General features: G+C 74.6%; 16 protein-coding genes. 6 read left to right on the top strand and 10 right to left on the bottom strand.

Translation table 11 applies throughout. The features are described from left to right. Nucleotides 1–3 precede the first annotated feature (3 nt). The 3 genes from APR03_RS15475 to dut all read right to left on the bottom strand — a co-directional run bounded on the left by APR03_RS15475 (nucleotide 4) and on the right by dut (nucleotide 1,725). Entirely contained in the window at nucleotides 4–390 is a 387-nt protein-coding gene (locus APR03_RS15475) for an OB-fold nucleic acid binding domain-containing protein (protein WP_253837025.1), read from the bottom strand. 17 nt (nucleotides 391–407) lie between these two features. Next, on the bottom strand, nucleotides 408–1,130 hold the full coding sequence (locus APR03_RS15470; protein WP_253837023.1) for a DUF3710 domain-containing protein: 723 nt from the start codon (nucleotides 1,128–1,130) through the stop codon (nucleotides 408–410). 160 nt (nucleotides 1,131–1,290) lie between these two features. Continuing rightward, nucleotides 1,291–1,725 carry a dUTP diphosphatase gene (gene dut, locus APR03_RS15465; RefSeq protein WP_372494900.1) on the bottom strand — a complete coding sequence of 145 codons (435 nt, stop codon included), beginning with the start codon at nucleotides 1,723–1,725 and terminating at the stop codon, nucleotides 1,291–1,293. 133 nt (nucleotides 1,726–1,858) lie between these two features. On the opposite strand from dut, the gene APR03_RS15460 reads away from it, so the two are divergent. Beyond that, nucleotides 1,859–2,302, top strand: a complete 444-nt coding sequence (locus APR03_RS15460; RefSeq protein ID WP_253837019.1) for a DUF3093 domain-containing protein — start codon at nucleotides 1,859–1,861, stop codon at nucleotides 2,300–2,302. A 113-nt stretch (nucleotides 2,303–2,415) separates the two neighbouring features. Here APR03_RS15460 and APR03_RS15455 read toward each other — a convergent pair whose 3' ends face one another. Together APR03_RS15455 and APR03_RS15450 are read right to left on the bottom strand one after the other, a co-directional pair. After that, nucleotides 2,416–2,715, bottom strand: coding sequence for a DUF4193 domain-containing protein (locus tag APR03_RS15455; RefSeq protein WP_116675819.1), 300 nt, complete (start codon nucleotides 2,713–2,715; stop codon nucleotides 2,416–2,418). Between the two features lie 305 nt (nucleotides 2,716–3,020). After that, nucleotides 3,021–3,908 (bottom strand): inositol monophosphatase family protein, encoded by an 888-nt coding sequence (locus APR03_RS15450; RefSeq protein ID WP_253837018.1) that lies wholly within the window; start codon nucleotides 3,906–3,908, stop codon nucleotides 3,021–3,023. A gap of 120 nt (nucleotides 3,909–4,028) precedes the next feature. Between APR03_RS15450 and sepH the strand changes: the two genes are divergently transcribed. Further along, nucleotides 4,029–5,237 carry a septation protein SepH gene (gene sepH / locus APR03_RS15445; RefSeq protein WP_253837017.1) on the top strand — a complete coding sequence of 403 codons (1,209 nt, stop codon included), beginning with the start codon at nucleotides 4,029–4,031 and terminating at the stop codon, nucleotides 5,235–5,237. A 16-nt stretch (nucleotides 5,238–5,253) separates the two neighbouring features. Here sepH and APR03_RS15440 read toward each other — a convergent pair whose 3' ends face one another. Genes APR03_RS15440 through APR03_RS15430 form a run of 3 tightly spaced genes read right to left on the bottom strand, consistent with a single transcriptional unit; the run spans nucleotide 5,254 to nucleotide 7,712 of the window. After that, nucleotides 5,254–5,907: a thymidine kinase gene (locus tag APR03_RS15440; protein WP_253837016.1), complete on the bottom strand. Its 654-nt coding sequence runs from the start codon at nucleotides 5,905–5,907 to the stop codon at nucleotides 5,254–5,256. Nucleotides 5,908–5,932: 25 nt separating this feature from the next. Continuing rightward, nucleotides 5,933–7,126 carry an alkaline phosphatase family protein gene (locus APR03_RS15435; RefSeq protein WP_253837015.1) on the bottom strand — a complete coding sequence of 398 codons (1,194 nt, stop codon included), beginning with the start codon at nucleotides 7,124–7,126 and terminating at the stop codon, nucleotides 5,933–5,935. Nucleotides 7,127–7,133: 7 nt separating this feature from the next. Then, nucleotides 7,134–7,712 carry a DUF5998 family protein gene (locus APR03_RS15430; RefSeq protein WP_253837014.1) on the bottom strand — a complete coding sequence of 193 codons (579 nt, stop codon included), beginning with the start codon at nucleotides 7,710–7,712 and terminating at the stop codon, nucleotides 7,134–7,136. A 119-nt stretch (nucleotides 7,713–7,831) separates the two neighbouring features. On the opposite strand from APR03_RS15430, the gene APR03_RS15425 reads away from it, so the two are divergent. Together APR03_RS15425 and APR03_RS15420 are read left to right on the top strand one after the other, a co-directional pair. Beyond that, a complete protein-coding gene (locus APR03_RS15425) occupies nucleotides 7,832–8,161 on the top strand; it encodes a CU044_2847 family protein (protein WP_253837013.1) in 330 nt (109 codons plus the stop codon). Further along, on the top strand, nucleotides 8,158–10,668 hold the full coding sequence (locus tag APR03_RS15420; RefSeq protein ID WP_253837011.1) for a substrate-binding domain-containing protein: 2,511 nt from the start codon (nucleotides 8,158–8,160) through the stop codon (nucleotides 10,666–10,668). Before APR03_RS15425 ends, APR03_RS15420 begins: the two co-directional genes overlap by 4 nt. 29 nt (nucleotides 10,669–10,697) lie before the next feature. On the opposite strand, the gene APR03_RS15415 is transcribed toward APR03_RS15420, so the two are convergent. Both APR03_RS15415 and APR03_RS15410 read right to left on the bottom strand, forming a co-directional pair. Further along, complete coding sequence (locus APR03_RS15415) at nucleotides 10,698–13,565, bottom strand: bifunctional acetate--CoA ligase family protein/GNAT family N-acetyltransferase (protein WP_253837009.1); 2,868 nt, start codon at nucleotides 13,563–13,565, stop codon at nucleotides 10,698–10,700. Nucleotides 13,566–13,641: 76 nt separating this feature from the next. Beyond that, the gene (locus APR03_RS15410; RefSeq protein ID WP_253837007.1) at nucleotides 13,642–14,097 is read right to left on the bottom strand and encodes a hypothetical protein; all 456 of its coding nucleotides are present in this window, start codon (nucleotides 14,095–14,097) and stop codon (nucleotides 13,642–13,644) included. A 406-nt stretch (nucleotides 14,098–14,503) separates the two neighbouring features. Between APR03_RS15410 and APR03_RS15405 the strand changes: the two genes are divergently transcribed. Then, entirely contained in the window at nucleotides 14,504–16,981 is a 2,478-nt protein-coding gene (locus APR03_RS15405; protein WP_253837005.1) for a DNA gyrase/topoisomerase IV subunit A, read from the top strand. 79 nt (nucleotides 16,982–17,060) lie between these two features. After that, nucleotides 17,061–17,444, top strand: a complete 384-nt coding sequence (locus APR03_RS15400; protein WP_253837003.1) for a YciI family protein — start codon at nucleotides 17,061–17,063, stop codon at nucleotides 17,442–17,444. The last annotated feature ends 6 nt before the right edge of the window (nucleotides 17,445–17,450 follow it).

Here is a 17,450-nt window from a genome sequence, read left to right as displayed (position 1 = left end):
GATTCACCCGCACTCCCCCGGCCGGGGCCGGAGCTCGTAGCGCGGGTTGAACATGGTGCGGCGCCCGTCGACCTCGCTCACCATGCCCTCGACGCGGATGCGGCGGCCGGGCTCGATGCCGTCGATCGTCCGGCGGCCGAGCCACACCAGGTTCAGCGCGCCGGACCCGTCGAACAGCTCCGCCTCCAGCGTGCGCACGCCCTCGCGAGGGTGCAGCACCACGCAGCGCAGCACGCCCGCGACCTTGCCGCGGGTGCGCGGGGGCACCGCGGCGACCGGGGCGCAGCCCGCGTTGCGCGAGGCGTCGGCCCGCTCCTCGGTGTCCGACACCTGCTCGTTGGACGCGAGCGTCCGCGCCACCCGCGACGCGAGCGCCGAACGCAGGGACATCAGTACCTCACCTCGGGTCAGCCGATCTGGGTGATCTCAGGACCGCGGCGCAGCGGGTTGAAGTCCGACGCCTGCGGCGCCGCGTTCTCGGGGGCGGCCTGCGCCGGCGGCTGCGCGCCGTCCTTGCGCGCCGACTTGGGCAGCGCCAGGGGCAGCAGGTCGCGCGGCGGCCGGGGGCTCTGGTCGCGCACCACGACGATGTTGGCGAACACGGACTCGAGCGGCTTGGCCGCCTCGGCGTCCAGGGCCGCCCGGCCCGCGAGCACGCCGCGCACGAACCAGCGCGGGCCGTCCACGCCGACGAAGCGCGCCGGGCGCTGCGCCGGCTGCCCGTCCGGGCCGGTCACCGGCATGCGCACCAGCAGTTCGCGCCCGAACACCCCGGGCACGTCGTCGACCACACCGCCCTGGCCGCTCACCGACTGGGCGATCTCGTGCCGGATCTCGTCCCAGATGCCCTCGGTGCGCGGGGCGGCGAACGCCTGGATCTGCAGGTTCGACCCCTCCAGCGCGGCCGTCACCCCCGTCACCTTCTGCGTCTTCTTGTCGATCTCCATGCGCAGCTCGAGGCCCGGCATCACCGGCAGCCAGATGGCACCCAGGTCGACCCGGGGACCCATCTCGTCCACCTGCGACCGGTCGAACGGGCCGTGCGGCCGCTTCTGCTGCTCGGCCTCCACGGAAGCCCACTCGACCGGGGCAGGCTCGCTCGCCGTGCCCCGTCGGCTGAACAGACCCACAGCCACGCTCCTTCGTCGTTCGTTCGTCTCAGTGCGGCGGATCCCACGCCCGGGCCGCTCACCTGCGTGCACGGTCAGCCGCACACGACGGCGCCCCACGCGTTGTTATCCGCTCGTTACCTACAGCCTAGACCCGTCCGGCCCGCGGCCGGTACGGAAGTCAGCGTCCGGCGAAACCGCCGCTCGAGCCGAAGCCGCCGTCGCCGCGGTGCGAGCCCGGCAGCGTCTCGGCCTGCAGGAACCTCGCGCGCTCGACCCGCTGGACCACGAGCTGCGCCACCCGGTCGCCGCGGGCCAGCTTCACGGCCTGTGTGGCGTCGGTGTTGAGCAGCGTGACCTTGATCTCGCCGCGGTACCCCGCGTCCACGGTGCCCGGAGCGTTCACGATCGTCACGCCGTGCTTCGCCGCCAGACCGGACCGGGGGTGCACGAACGCCGCATAGCCGTCGGGCAGCGCTATCGAGACGCCCGTGGGGACCATCACCCGCCCCTGGGGCGGGATCTCGACGTCGATCGTCGTCACCAGGTCGGCCCCGGCGTCGCCGGGGTGCGCGTAGGACGGGACGGGGACGTCGTCGAGGAGCCGGATGAGCACGTCGACCGTGCTGCCGTCAGCGGTGGTCTCGGGGGTGGGCACGCCGGAAGAGTACGCCACCTCGGGGCGCGCCGCCGCGAGAGGTGTCGCGCGAGGTGTCGGGGCGGCCCCCCGGGGCTGGGATGATGTGCACATGACGGCGACCACCCTCACCTTCCACGAGCGTCTCCTGCCCGGTCCCGGCGGCTGGCTCGGCACGGTCGGTCTGGGCGTCATCGTGGCGATCGCGCTGTGGCCCGTGCACGCCGTGGCCGCGGCGGTCACCGGCCTCGTGGTGTGCCTCGGCTCGGCGGCCGCCCTGGCGGCGACCTCGCCGGTGGTCGAGGTGTCCGACGGCGTCCTGCGCGCCGGGAGCGCCCGCATCCCGGTCGCGCTGCTCGGCGCCGCGCAGGCCCTGGACGTGACCGCGATGCGGCACGAGCTCGGACCGGGCCTCGACGCGCGCGCCTACGTGTGCCTGCGGGCGTGGGCCCGCACCGGGGTGCGGGTCGCGCTCGATGACCCCGCGGACCCGACCCCGTACTGGCTGGTCTCCACCCGCCGGCCGGAGCTGCTGGTCCGGGCGCTGGAGGGCTGAGCGGGCACCGGCCCGCCCCCGGGTACGACGAAGGCTGCCACGCTTCGCATGACAGCCCGGTCGTGTCGTCAGTACCCGCCTGTGCTCGACGGGGTACGCCGTTGCCTGGTGGATCAGGCGGCGCACTCCGTGCAGATCATCTGACCGGCCTTCTCGTAGGCCAGCTGGCTGCGGTGGTGCACGAGGAAACAGCTGGAGCACGTGAACTCGTCCGCCTGACGCGGCAGCACACGTACGGCGAGCTCCTCGCCCGACAGGTCGGCACCCGGGAGCTCGAAGCCCTCGGCCGCCTCGGTCTCGTCCTCGTCCACAACGCCCGAGGACTTGTCAGAACGACGTGCCTGCAGCTCCTGGATCGAGTCCTGCTCGACATCCTCATCGGTCTTGCGTGGGGCGTCGTAGTCAGTTGCCATGTGGTGTTCTCCGTCGGTAGGTGGTCGCGCCGGACTTCGGACCATCCGGGGTCGACGCCGCCCCGGCCGGGACTCCGCACAGCGCCGCGGGACGGCGCCCTCAGCGGGTGTACGCGCTGATAATGCATGCGGCCCCGGATTTGTTCCCGAGTCGGCCCACGGATTGTGCACCATTTCTGTCAGGCGCGCTACATGTACCGGTGTAACCCCGGTCACGCACGCTCTGACCTGCATCGACGCCTTTCAGACCGGTATCCGGACGCCGCCCGGGGCGGGCGCACGTCACAGTCCGTGTCAGAAAAAGATCACCCGAATCCGGGCGCCGAAGACCCCTTCGTGCCCCCGTCCGCGCCCCCGTCGGCGTCGGCCTCCTCGAGGATCGGGGTGAGCTCGGCGACGAGGTGCTCGGCGCCCGCGACGAGCATCGCGGTGCCCGCCGGCGCGCCGCGCAGGCCGGCGACCGTCGCGCCCGCCTCGGTCGCCACGACGGCGCCCGCCGCCATGTCCCACGGGTTCAGGCCGCGCTCGTAGTAGAGGTCGAGCGAGCCGTCCGCCAGCAGGCACAGGTCGATCGCCGCGGAGCCGAGCCGGCGGATGTCGCGGATCCGCGGCAGCACCTGGGCCAGCACCTGGGCCTGCTGGGCCCGGCGGCCGGCGTCGTACCCGAAGCCCGTGCCCACGAGGGCGGTGGCCAGCGACGCGGCGGAGCCCACGCGGACCGGCTCGCCGTCGCGCGTGGCCCCCTCGCCAAGCCCCGCCGACCACGTGCGCCCGTCGGTCACGCTGTGCACGCAGCCGGCCAGCACCGTCCAGGAGGCCGGGTCGGGCGGGCCCGCCACCACGGCCACCGACACCGCCCACGACGCCACCCCGTACAGGTAGTTCACCGTGCCGTCGATGGGGTCGAGCACCCAGGTCAGGCCGCTGGTGCCGGGGCGGTCGTCGCCCTCCTCGCCCATGATCGCGTCGTCGGGCCGCTCGGCCGCGAGCATCTCGCGCAGCAGGTCCTCCGAGGCGCGGTCCATGACGGTGACCGGGTCCACGACGCTCGACTTGGTCGCCGCCACGACCACCCGCTCCGGTCTGCCCTCGCGGACCAGGGCGCCCGCCGCCGTCGCGAGGCGGACGGCGAGGTCGCGGAGGGCGGTGACGGTGACGCCGTCGGGCAGAGCGGGCGGTACGGGTGCGATCACCCGTCCATCCTGCCGCACCCCGCCGCGGGCCACTATCCCGCGGCACACCGACGCGCCTGCGCCGCGGGGCGGGCCCGCGGTGGCAGGCTCGGCCCACAGGACTACCCCGGGAGGACTGGCATGGACGAGCTGGAGCTGGTACGGCTGCACGAGGACGGCGAGCGGCTCGTCCTCGTCGCGCGCGACGGCGCCCAGAGCACCCTGCCCATCACCGATGCCCTGCGCGCCGCCGTCCGAGGCGACCGGCCGCGCATGGAGTCGATCCGGGCCCAGGAGGAGTCGGCGCTGCGCCCCCGCGAGATCCAGGCGCGCCTGCGTGCGGGCGAGACCGTCGAGCAGCTCGCGGAGGCCTCCGGCCTGCCCGTCGAGCACGTGCGGCGCTTCGAGTACCCCGTGATCTCGGAGCGCGAGCACTCCGTCTCCCGCGTGCGCGCCAAGGCCGTGCGCACGGACGACGACGCCGCGACCACCCTCGGCGAGGTCGCCGACGAGCGGCTGAGGTCGCGCGGCGTGCGGCCCGACGACGCGGTGTGGACCGCCACCCGCGAGGGCACCCACCCGTGGATCGTGCAGGTCGAGTTCACGGCGGCCGACCGACCGCGGGTGGCGCGCTGGTCGCTCGAGCCGCGCGGCGGGTTCGTCGAGCCGCTCGACGACGAGGCGCGCTGGCTCGGCCTGCCGCAGGACGAGGACCGCCCGGCCCTGGCCGGCGTGTCCGCGCTGCCGCCTCACCGACCGGGGCAGCCGTCGCGCCCGGTACCGCCCGAGCCGGACGACACCGACCTGCTGCTCGACAACCTCTCGGAGCGGCGCGGCCACCGCCCGGCCCGGCGCTCGGACCCCGGCCTCGACCTGCCCGACCTGCTGGAGCCGGACGGCCCCGGCGCGCCCGCGGACGACGAGCCGGCAGAGCAGTCCGCCGCCGTGGTCGACATCGGCGCACGCCGCGGCGGCGCGCGCGCCACGATGCCGCCCGTGCGGGTGCCGGACTCCCCCGCCGACCTGGAGTGGGAGGCGCCGAGCCAGTGGGAGATCCCCGCGCCGGCGGGCGGTGCGCCGTCCGGCGCCCGGACCGGGCGGGCCGACGCGCCGCAGGACGACGCCGTCGGCCCTGACGCCGGGGATGCGCCGAGCTCCGCAGACCGGACGTCGTCCGACCCTGCGGCCGACACCGCTCAGCCGCCCGCGGACGACCCGGCCCCCGCGCCCGAGAAACCGCCGGCCGAGCAGGCGCCGTCCAGACGGCCGGCGCCCAAGCGCGGCCGCAAGTCGCGCGCGCAGGTGCCGAGCTGGGACGAGATCGTCTTCGGGTCGCGTCCCGAGATCTGACCGGAGGGTCCGGCGCTCAGCCCCAGAGCGAGTCCTGCAGCGAGTCCTGCACGGAGCGGCGCCGGGCCGTGAGCGCCGTCATGCGCCGCATGTGGTGCCTGCGGCACAGCACCTCGTAGGCCACCTCGGCGGGCTCGCGCTCGCCCACGTCGCCGATGACGACCTGCTCGCCCTCGGTGACCATGACGCCGTCGACGGTGCGTGCGTTGTGCGTGGCGCGCGCACCGCACCAGCACAGCGACTGCACCTGCAGCACCTCGATGCGGTCGGCCAGCTCGATGAGGCGGGCCGACCCGGGGAACAGCCGCGTGCGGAAGTCGGTGGTGATGCCGAAGGCGAAGATGTCGATCTCCATCTCGTCCACCAGGCGCGCGAGCTGCTCCACCTGCCCGGGCGAGTAGAACTGCGCCTCGTCGCACACCAGGTAGTCCACGGCCTGGCCGGACGCGCGCAGCGCGGCGATCTCGACCCAGAAGTCGGTGTCGTCGGTGACCTCGTGGGCCGCGACGGCCAGCCCGAGGCGGCTGGACACGCGCGCCTCGCCCGCCCGGTCGCCGCGGCTGAAGATCAGCCCCTCCCGGCCGCGGGCCCGGTAGTTGTGGTCGGTCTGCAGGGCGAGGGTGGACTTTCCGGAGTCCATGGTCCCGGAGAAGAAGACGAGCTCGGCCACGGTGGCGCTCCTTGGATGACGGGGTCTACGCGACGGCCACGAGAAGGGGCACGAGCATCTCGTGCGGGGTCAGCGAGCCGTGCACGCCGGGCAGGGCCCGGGCGGCGGGCGAGTGCACGCGCGAGTCGACGACGGTCGCCGCACCGGTCATCGCCACCACGACGTCGCCGACCGCGGGCAGCACGTGCTCGGCCACGGGCCCGAACCATCCGCCGGACACGGCCTGCTCGCGCAGCAGGACGACGGCGTGGTCGCCCAGCCGGCCCGTCCACCGCGCCGCGACGTCGGCCGGGTCGGTGCCGGGCTCGGCGTAGACGTGCAGCGCGCGCGGCTCCCCGCCCACCAGGGCGACCCCGGGCCGCAGCTCCGGGTCGGTGGCGACGTCCCACTGCGTGCCCAGGTCGGCCCGGATCTGGCCGTGGTCCGCCGTGACGACCACGAGCGTGCCGCGGGGCACGCTGCGCAGCAGCCGGCGCAGCTCGCGGTCGGTCGCCTCCAGCGCGTCGCCCCACTGCCACGAGTCCCAGCCGAAGCCGTGGCCCGTCTTGTCGACGTCGCCCTGGTACAGGTAGACGAGGCGGCGCTCCGGGCCGGGCCCGCGCAGCGCGGCGGCCGTCGCGTCGACCCGCTGCTCGAACGTCTCGGCCGCCACGTGCACCGGGCCGCGCAGCGCGGCCTGCGACATCCCGGACCCGGCGAACTTCCGGGGCCCCGGGGCGGAGACCGCCACGCCGGCCGCGGCGAGGGTCTCCAGGACGGTCGGCTCCCGCTGCACGTCGGCCGGGTCGCCGAGGTCCTTCCACTGCACCACGGCGGCCAGCCGCCCGGTCGCCGGGTCGCGCTGGGTGTAGCCGAGCATGCCCGTGCGCCCGGGCGCGGTGCCGGTACCGAGGATGCTCAGGCCGGCGGCGGTGGTGGACGGGAAGCTGGAGGTGAGCGTCGCGGCGTCGGCGTCCCGCTCCCGCAGCAGGCCGCGCAGGAACGGCGCGTGCCCCCCGCGCTCGGCGAGGTTGCGGATGCCGAGGCCGTCCACGAGCACCACGACGGCGCGGTCGGCCTCGGGCAGGCCGAGCGCCGCCCGGCTGCCCGCTGCGGTCAGACCCGTGGCCGTGGCGAGGTCGTGGCCCAGCGCCCCGGCGACGGCGGGCAGCACGGCGGCCAGGCTCGTCGTGTCGTAGGTCGGCGCGACCAGGCCGGCGGGCAGGTGCGGTGCGCTCACGCAGCCCTCACGCCGACGTGGCCCGGGACAGGGCGCGGGCGAAGTCCACGGCGGCGCGGACCGCGGCGTCGCCCTCGGCCTCGCCGGAGACCCGCACCACCACGTCGTCGGGCGTCACCTGGCCGGTCAGGCCGTGGTCGGCGGTGCAGTTCGGGTCCACGCAGGTGGCCGGCTCCAGGTCCACGCGGGACACGGCCCCCCAGCCGACCGCGAGCGTGACCTCGCGGGTGCCGCCCGCGTGCGGGTAGCGCTCCGGGCCCGCGATCACGTGCGTGAGCGCCACGGAGCGGATCTCGCGCAGGGGCACCACCTCGGTCGTGGCGGACGCCGAGCCGGGCGTGGCGGGGTCGGCGCCCGCGTGGTCGTCCACGTGGGCGGTGACCAGGCGGGTCGGCGTGAGCACCAGCACCGTCAGGTGCCGGCGCACCTCGGAGTCGAACGTCGTCTCGGCCTGGACGAGGTGGGACACCACCTGCTCGTCGGCGAGCGCCACGTCGAGCACGTCGGCGACGAGCTCGGGGTAGTAGCCGGCCCGGTGGAGGTGGGCTGTCAGGTCTGCACGGGAATCGGTAGGGGCTTGGGGCACGGGGAGAATCCTCCCATCCGCGCGGAGGTCGGGTCCACATGACGCACAGGTGGACGAGACGCGCGCTGTGGCCCCCACTACAGTTTCAGGAAAAACCCGGCCGTGGAGGCAAATCGGACATGTCGAGTCAGATCCAGGTCATCGAGATGCCGTTGGACGACGGCGACTCCTTCCTCGTCGAGGTCTCCCGGCCGCTGTCCGGGGAGCTCGTGCCCGCGGCCCGGACCGGATCGGTCGTCGGCCGCGCCGGAGCGACCCTCGACGCGGCGCTGGACGACCTGCGGCCGGTGCTGGGGACGCTCGCGGACTGGGCACGGTCGGCCGGGCCGGACACCGCGGAGGTCGAGTTCGGTCTCAAGCTCACCGCGGGCACGTCCGTCGTCGTCTCCAGCGGGTCGGCCGAGGTCAACTTCACCGTCCGGCTCACGTGGTCGGCCGGGGACCGATGAGCGGCCCCGGCTTCGCCCTGGTCGACGTCGGTGACGGGAACAGGCCGGCCGGCGTGGGTTTCGCCGTCGGGCCGCGGACGGTGGTGACCTGCCACCACGTGCTGCGCAGGCTGGGCGAGGCGCGCGGGAACGAGGTGATCGCGGAGGGCTCCCAGGTGGCCCTGACGTTCCGCGCGGACGGCCGCACCCGCGTCGCCCGCGTCGTCGTCGACGACGCCGGCGCGGACGTCGCCGTGCTCCGCGTCCCGCGCACCGCGGCGCCGCCGCGCGACCTCACCGTGCTGCGCCTGGTCGACCCGCGCGTCCAGGCCCAGGTCGACGTCTACGGCTACCCCCCGGACCGTGCCGAAGGGGCGTGGAACCACTCCGTCGTGGCCCACGAGGTCGCGTCCGGCAACCTGCAGATCGACTCCACCGGGGGCGTGCCCCTCCAGCCCGGCTTCAGCGGCAGCCCCCTCATCGAGTCGGGCACGAGCGACGCCATGGGGATGCTCCTGAAGACCACGGACACGGGCGAGCACCGCGACGCCGTCGCTGTGCCCTCCGACACGATCCGTGCCCTGCTCCCGGCCCCCTCGCTGCTGGACCGCGCCGAACCCCGGCTGCGGGCGGTCGGTGCCGCGCTCTCCGGGCTGGTCGGCCGCCGCTGGAAGCCGGTCACGGTGCTCGCCCTCGCGTCGGTGGTCGGCGTGCTGGCCGTCCTGGGGCTGCGGGGCGGGGCACTGCCGTGGCTCGCGGCCCCCGGGGACTGCGTGGTCCTGGACGTCACGGTGTCCACGGAGAAGGACGAGCTCGTCGCCGAGCTGGCCCAGGACTTCGAGGCCGGCCGTGGCGTGGGCCAACGCTGCGTGGACGTGCAGGTCACCGGGCTGACCTCGGGGGTAGCAGCCGCCGCCCTCGCCGCCGGCTGGCGGGGCGTCGATCCCGCGGTCACCGTCGAGAACCGGCCCGACGTCTGGCTGCCGACGTCGAGCATGTCCGTGGACCAGGTGTCCGCCGACCACCCGGAGACGGTGCCGGACAGCGGCCGGCTCGGCCCCGTGACCAGCAGCGTCCTCGCGATCGCCGTCCCGACGGCGGACCGGGCCGAGCTGTTCCCCGAGGGCGCCGAGGACTGGGCACGCCTGCGCGAGCTGTCCACCGACACCGCGTTCGTGCTCGGTCGCGACAACCCGCACAACTCGTCGTCCGGCCTCGCCGCCACCGTCGCCGCCTACTACGCGGCCATGTCGGCGGCAGGGCACGGCGAGGCGCTCGCCGGCGAGCCCGACTGGGCGGAGGTCGACGGCCTCGTGGCCGACCCCGCGGTGGGGCGCTTCGTGCACGGCATCGAGCAGTCGGTCCAGCGCTACGGGCTCGAGGCGACCGGCTTCATGCGGGAGATCTACGACGAGGGGCAGGCGAACGGCGTCGACGGCGAGCGCCCGCTGAACGCCGTCGTGGTCCAGGAGCAGCTCATCCACCTGTACAACTGCAACGCGCCCGAGGGCGGGCAGATCGAGGAGCTGCGCTGCACCGACCCGCCGGACCTCCCCCTGACCGCCGTGTACCCGACGGAGGGGTCCCTCGCGCTGGACCACCCCTTCGTCGTGCTCGGGCAGCCGGACGGCGAGGTAAGGGCGGCCGCCGAGGACTTCTACGCGTACCTGCGCGAGGACGACGCCCAGGAGAAGTTCGTCGAGCTCGGCTTCCGCCACCCCGACGACGCCGCCCACCCCACCGACGTGCTCGAGGGCACGCTCGGTGTGCGGCCCGGCCAGGAGCAGCAGCTGCTGCCCGCGCCGCCCGCCGACGTGCTCGACCGGATGCTGGATGCCTGGGTGGGCATCCAGCGGCGCGCGAGCGTGACGCTGGTGGTCGACGTCTCCGGCTCGATGGGCGACTCCGCGGGGACGGGCGGTGCCAGCAAGCTGGAGCTCGCGCAGGACGCCGCGAACCTCGGGATCGGCATGCTGACCCCGCAGGACCGGCTCGGGATCACGGTGTTCTCCGACGAGGTGCGCGGCGCGCTGCCCGCGACCGACCTGGCCGAGGCCGGCGAGCTGCCCGCCTGCGCGGCGGGACAGACCGACGGGTGCGTCGACCCGGACTGTGCGCAGGTGCCGGCCGCCGAGCTGCGCGGATGCGTGGTCGGCGCGCTGCGGGCGGACGGCGACACCGCGCTGTACGACGCGGTGACCACCGCCTTCGACCAGGCGCACGACCTGCACGAGGCCGACCGGATCAACGCCGTGGTGGTGCTGAGCGACGGCGAGGAGACCAAGGACCCGGGCGGCCTGCGTGACGTGCTGACGCACCTGCGTGATCCCGCGCTGAACAACGACGACCACCGCGTGCAGGTGTACACGGTGGCGTACGGGGCCGACGCGGCCTCGGCCACGGGGGCGCTCGAGGAGATCGCCACGGCCTCGGGCGGCGCGTTCTACGACGCCACGAGCGCGGAGGACATCGGCGAGGTCATGACCGACGTGTTCGCCGCCTTCGGCGGTGACCCGGCGCAGTCCTGACGGTCAGCCCTGGCGTTCAGACCTGACGTTCAGACCTGGAGGGCGCGGCGCGGGGCGTCGGTGCGGCGCTCGGCCGGGCGCAGGCGGATCGTCGCGTGCAGCACGGACGCGCCGTGCTCGGCGACCGCCACCGGGTACAGCTCGAGGGAGGCGAGCTCGGGCAGGTCGTCGGCCATGACGGACACGCGGGCGAGCACGTCCTCCAGCGCCGCGACGTCGGCCGCGGGTGCGCCCTGGTAGCCGAACAGCCGGGGCGCGGCCCGGACCCCGCGCACCATGCGGGCCACGTCCACGTCGGTGAGCGGCGGCACGCCGTGGGTGACGTCGTCGAGCAGGTCGACGGCGTCGCCCGCCAGGCCGAACGACACCACGGGGCCGAAGAGCTCGTCCTCGACCGAGCGCACCACGCACGCCACGCCGGCGGGTGCCATGGCCTGCACCTCCAGCACGGGGTCGGGCGCGGGCAGCAGGGCCGACGCCGCGGCGAGCATGCGCTCGGCGTCCTCGACGAGGTCCTCGGCGTCGGCGATGTCGAGGCGCACGCCGCCCAGGTCGGCCCGATGGCGCAGGGCGGGGGCGGCGATCTTGAGGGCCACCGGCCAGCCGAGCTCGTCGGCGGCGGCCACGGCCTCGGCGGCCGTACGCACGCTGATCGAGCGCCACAGGGTCAGGCCGTAGCAGGCCAGCAGCTCGGCGGCGGCGGTCTGGTCCAGGAGGAGCCCGTCGTCGGGCGGGTCGCCCTCCGGCGTCGCGCCCTCCTCGGCCGTGGGGCGCTGCGCGGCCTCGGTGAGCAGGGACTCGACGAGCGTGCGCGCCTGGGCGCGCGCGGCGCCGTCCGACAGCCCCTCCCGCAGGGGCGGGCGCACGGGGCTGCCGTGGTCCTGCGCGCTCCACTGCGCGTAGCGCACGACCGCGCCCAGGGCCCAGACGGCGTCCTCGGGCGTGGAGAAGGCGGGGACGCGGACGTCGCCGTCGGCGAGCTCGTCGGGCAGCCCGTGCAGGCCGAGCGCGCTCACCACCGTGGTGCGGCCGGTGCGTGCGGCGGCCTGCGTGACCGCGCGGGCGATGGCGTCGGTACGCGGCAGCACCACGGGTACGGAGACGACCACGACGGCGTCGCACACGTCGGGCCCGTAGAGGGCGTCCACGGCGGCCGCGACCTCGGCGTCGGGTGCGCCCGGGGAGAGCGACTCGACGGCGCCGACCGTCAGGCCGGCGGCGGCCACCGCGTCGGTGACTAGGGCCGCGAGCGACGGCGAGCCGGCGAGGATGCCCACCCGGCTGCCGGACGGCAGCGGCTGGTGGGCCAGCACCTGGGCGACGTCCATGAGCTGGTGCGTGTTCCGGGCGCGGATCACGCCGGACTGCCGGAGCACCTCGTCGAGCATCCGACGCGGCGCGCGCGTGGTGCGCACGGTGTGCCCGGGCGGCACCACGCGGCCGTGCTTGCCCGCCACGACCACGGCCACCGGCTTGACCTGGGCCAGCCGCCGCGCGATGCGCGAGAACTTGCGCGGGTTGCCGAGGGTCTCGAGGTAGAGGAGGGCCACGTCCGTGTGCGGGTCGTCCTGCCAGTACTGCATGACGTCGTTGCCGGACACGTCGGCCCGGTGCCCCGCGGAGACGAGCGTGGACAGGCCCAGGCCGCGGCGCTTGACGGTCTCGACGGCCGTGACCGTGGCGGGCGCGCTCTGGCTGAACAGGCCCACCCGCCCCGGTCGCGGGGCGGTGAGGGCGAGGCTCGCGCGCAGGCTCGCCCCCGGCACGGTGGTGAGCAGGCCGTAGCTGGCCGGTCCCACGACCCGCATGCCTGCGCCGTGCGCGGTGCGCAGCAGCTCGCGGCGGCGCGCGACGCCGTCGGGCCCCGCCTCGGCGAAGCCCGCCGAGAGGACGACGACGCCCCGCGCCCCCGTGCCGCGCAGCCGGCCGACGACGTCGATCACCTCGTCCGGCGGGGCGGCGACGACGGCGAGGTCGACGGTGGACGGGGTCTGGGCCTGGTTCTGGTTCTGGGTCTGGTTCTGGGCGCCTGGGTCGGCGCCGGTGAGGTCCGCCCAGGTCAGGTGCTCGCCCAGCACCAGGAGCTCGGTGTCGCCGGGGTCGGCGGCGTGCGCCTCGCGGACGCGCGCGGCCAGCAGCTCGTCGATGCCGCCGCCGGTCGCGGGCCCGACGAGGAGCACCCGCCGGGCCGAGAGCAGCGCCTGCATCGACCGGGCCTCGGTGCGGTGCTCGCGGTCGGCCATGACCTCCCGTGACCGGTCGGTGGGGTCGAGGTCGACGGCGACCGTCACCACGCCGTCGTCCAGGTGCTGCTCGACGGCGTAGCCCGCCTCGCGGAACACGCCCAGCATGGCGCGGTTCTGGGGCAGCACCTCGGCGACGAACCGGTGTACGCCCCGCTCGCGCGCGGCGGCGGCGATGTGCTCCAGCAGTACCGACCCGAGGCCCTGACCCTGGATGGCGTCCGCGATGTTGAAGGCGACCTCCGCGGTCCGCTGCCCGGGGCGGTCGTCGATCACGTCGTAGCGGGCGACGCCGACGATGTCCTCGCCGGCGGCGGCTGTTGCAGCGGGCTCGTCTGTTCGGCCCGCCTCACGGGCCGCGCCCGGGCCCGTGGGCCGGACCGCGACCAGGGCCACGCGCCGCACGTGGTCGACCGTGACGAGCTGGGTGAGCATGCGGTCCGGGATGCGCTGCAGCGCCGCGAAGAACCGGAGATAGGTGGAGCGCTCCGACTGGGCCATCTGGAAGCGCTGGAGCGCGTCCGCGTCCTCGGGCCGGATGGGACGCACGTGGGTGGTGGTCCCGTCGCGCAGCACGACGTCGGCCTCCCACTCGACCGGGTACCCGGTCGGATAGGGCAGGCGCACCGTCCCGACCGCTTCTGGCTGATCCACGGCACCAAGGCTAACGACCGGCACCGACACCGGGCCGGGAGACGACGCCCGGGCACCGGAGCGGCGGGCCCCCGGCTCAGCGCACCAGCACGGTGCCCACGAGCAGCATCACGCCGAAGCCGACCAGCACCAGCCGCTGCCGCCGGCTCGGGCCGGACGCGGTCAGGATGGCGGCCACCGCCGGTCCCACCGCGAGCAGGAGCCAGGCGCCCAGCGCGGGCGCGACGTTGGCCGCGACGGCGGCGACGGCGACCACCACGAGGCCGTGCACGACACCCAGCCCGGCCCGCATCGCGACGACGATGTGCAGCACCGCGGCGAGGATCGCCAGACCGGCCCACATGGTGATGCCCTGCTCCAGGCAGCCCCACTCCTGCTCGGCGCAGGTCCACGACTGCATCCACCACGTGACGAGGGCGCCGACCACGAGCACGGGCACCACGCTCAGCCCCACGACGCCGTAGGCGAGTCCGACCCGGGCCAACCAGCCCGGCACGGTGGCTGACCTGCTGACCAGCGGCGATTCGGGCATGCCCCAATCCTGCCAGGTGAGGGACCCTGCCTGCACCCACGCGACCTGTCGAACACGTCGAGATCTGGTGAGGGTGAATCCACACCCCGGTCACCGCCTGTCACCCGCCCGAAGATCTGGCGGCCACCGCGCCGAGATCTGGTGGCTGCCGGCTGCTGACTGGTGGTGGCTACCCCGCCGAGATCTGGTGGTTCCCCACCGAGATCTGGTGTCCGCGCCGAGATCTGGTGGCGCACTGCCAGATCTCGACGCAGCCACCAGATCTCGCAGCCGGGACGCCAGATCTCGGCGGGTGGCAGGACACCAGATCTCGCTGGTGGTGGGTGTGGGAGCGTCAGCAGCGTCGGTGGCGCGGGGTACCGTTTGCCTGTCCCGTCAGCCCCAGAGTCCAGGAGCCCCACGAACCATGGCGCGCAAGCCGTCGCAGCCGCTCGACGAGAGCGAGATCCACGAGAAGGTCGTGGACATCGACGTCGCCTCGGAGATGGAGACCTCGTTCCTCGAGTACGCCTACTCCGTCATCTACTCGCGGGCCCTCCCCGACGCGCGCGACGGCCTCAAGCCCGTGCAGCGCCGCATCCTCTACATGATGTCGGACATGGGCCTGCGCCCCGACCGCGCGCACGTGAAGTCGTCGCGCGTCGTCGGCGAGGTGATGGGAAAGCTCCACCCGCACGGTGACGCCCCCATCTACGACGCGCTGGTGCGGCTCGCGCAGGACTTCTCGCTGCGCCTGCCCCTCGTGGACGGCCACGGCAACTTCGGCTCGCTCGACGACGGCCCCGCCGCCCCCCGGTACACCGAGGCCCGCCTGGCCGCGCCGTCGATGGCGATGACCACGGGCCTGGACGAGAACGTCGTCGACTTCGTCCCGAACTACGACAACAAGCTCACCCAGCCCGAGGTGCTGCCGTCGGCGATCCCGAACCTGCTGGTCAACGGCGCGTCCGGCATCGCGGTCGGCATGGCCACCAACATGGCGCCGCACAACTTGGTCGAGGTCGTCTCGGCGGCGCAGCACCTCATCAAGAACCCGGACGCCACGCTGGAGGACCTGCAGCGGTTCGTGCCGGGTCCGGACCTGCCCACGGGCGGCAAGATCGTGGGGCTCGACGGCGTGCGCGACGCGTACCGCACGGGCCGCGGCACGTTCCGCACCCGCGCCACGGCCCGGGTCGAGAACGTGACGCCGCGCCGCAAGGGCATCGTCGTCACCGAGCTGCCCTACCTCGTGGGCCCGGAGAAGGTGATCGAGAAGATCGCCGACGGCGTCAAGGCCAAGCGCATCCAGGGCGTCAACAACGTGCAGGACCTCACGGACCGCACCCACGGCCTGCGCCTGGTCATCGAGGTCAAGACCGGGTTCGACCCGGACGCCGTGCTGGAGCAGCTCTACCGGGTGACGCCGCTGGAGGACTCCTTCGGCATCAACAACGTGGCCCTGGTCGACGGCCAGCCGCGCACGCTCGGCCTCGTCGAGATGCTGCGCGTGTGGGTGGACCACCGCATCTCGGTGGTCCGGCGCCGCTCGCAGCACCGCCTGGACAAGCGCCTGGAGCGGCTGCACCTCGTGGACGGCCTGCTGGTCGCGATCGTCGACATCGACGAGGTGATCCAGGTGATCCGCTCGTCCGACGACGCCGCGATCGCCCGCGACCGCCTGCGCGAGATCTTCGACCTGTCCGAGCCGCAGGCCTCCTACATCCTCGACCTGCAGCTGCGCCGCCTGACCAAGTTCTCCCGCATCGAGCTGGAGAAGGAGGCCGAGGAGCTGCGCCGCGAGATCGCGGAGCTGGAGCAGATCCTGGGCGACGAGAAGCTGCTGCGCCGCCTGGTCAGCACCGAGATGGGCGAGGTGGCCAAGACCTACGGCACGCCGCGCCGCACCGTCCTGCTCGACGCCGCGGGCGGTTCCGTCGGGTCGGTGGCCGCGCCCCAGACCGGCGGACGCCGCGCGCCGGCCGACCCGCTGGACCTCCAGATCAAGGACCTGCCCACCCGCGTGGTGCTGTCCGCGACCGGGCTGCTGGCCCGGCTCCCCGACGACTCCCCGGTGCCGCGGGACGGCAACCGCGCGGCGCACGACGCCCTGCGGGGCGACGCCGCCGCGACCACCCGCGGTCACGTGGGCCTCGTGACGTCGGCGGGGCGCATGCTGCGTGTCTCCGTGCTCGACCTGCCCGCGCTGCCGCCCACCGACGGCGCGCCGTCGCTCTCGGGCGGCATCCCGGTCAGCGAGCTGGTCGAGCTGGAGCGCGGCGAGACGGTGCGCACCGTGACCGGGCTCGGCGCCGACGCCCCGACCGTCGCCCTCGGCACGGCACAGGGCGTCGTCAAGCGTGTGGCACCGTCCGACGCCCCGGCCAAGGGCGACGAGTGGCCGGTGATCGCGCTCAAGGACGGCGACACCGTGGTGGGCGCCGCCGTGGTCGCCGATGACGACGAGCTGGTCTTCGTGGCCGACGACTCCTCGCTGCTGCACTTCCCCGCCTCATCCGTGCGGCCCCAGGGCCGCGCCGCGGGCGGCATGGCGGGCATCAAGCTGGCCGAGGGCAAGCAGGTCGTCTTCTTCGGCGCGGTCCCGGCCGGCACCGAGGCGTCCGTGGTGACCATCGCCGGCGCCGGTGACGCCCTGCCCGGTATCGAGCCCGGCGCGGGCAAGGTGACGCCGTTCGCGCTGTACCCGGGCAAGGGCCGGGCGACCGGCGGTGTGCGGTCGCAGCGGCTGCTCAAGGGCGAGGACGGGCTCATCATGGCCTGGGTGGGCCCCACTCCCCCGCGGGCGCTCGGGGCCGGCGGACAGCCCGTCGACCTGCCCGAGGTGGACGAGCGCCGGGACGGCTCCGGCACGCCGATCGCGGTGCCGGTCGCGGTGATCGGCTGACCGGTCTCGTCGAGGTGTCGAATCCGGCGTCGCTCGCACGTCCAAGACGTGTCACCATCCAGCGAAAGAGGAGCTCGACATGACCGACACCTGGATCTTCCTGATCCGTGAGAACGACTGGGACTCGGACCGGTACCTCCCGGAGAACCTGAAGGACGGCGCGCGCGACGACTTCGACGAGGACATGGCGGCGCACCAGCGGTTCGCCGAGGCCGTGGCCGAGCTCGGCGTCAAGATCACCGGCAGCGACGCCCTGCAGAACGCGCGGTACGGCGGCTGGGTGGTCCCGGGCCGGGACGGCGCGGAGCCCGTGTACACGGACGCGCCGTTCACGGACACCAACGAGGTGATCACGGGCTTCTACGAGGTCGAGTGCGACGAGGCCACGGCGCGCAGGATCGCCGCGATGGTCCCGAGCACGAACGTGGTCGAGTGGCGCAAGGTCATGCGCTTCGGCTCCTGACCCGGC

The organism is Promicromonospora thailandica (assembly GCF_024171955.1).
GTDB classification, from domain to species: Bacteria; Actinomycetota; Actinomycetes; order Actinomycetales; family Cellulomonadaceae; genus Promicromonospora; species Promicromonospora thailandica.
Note: the sequence above shows the minus strand (reverse complement) of the source record. Positions and strands in the feature narration are given on the sequence as shown.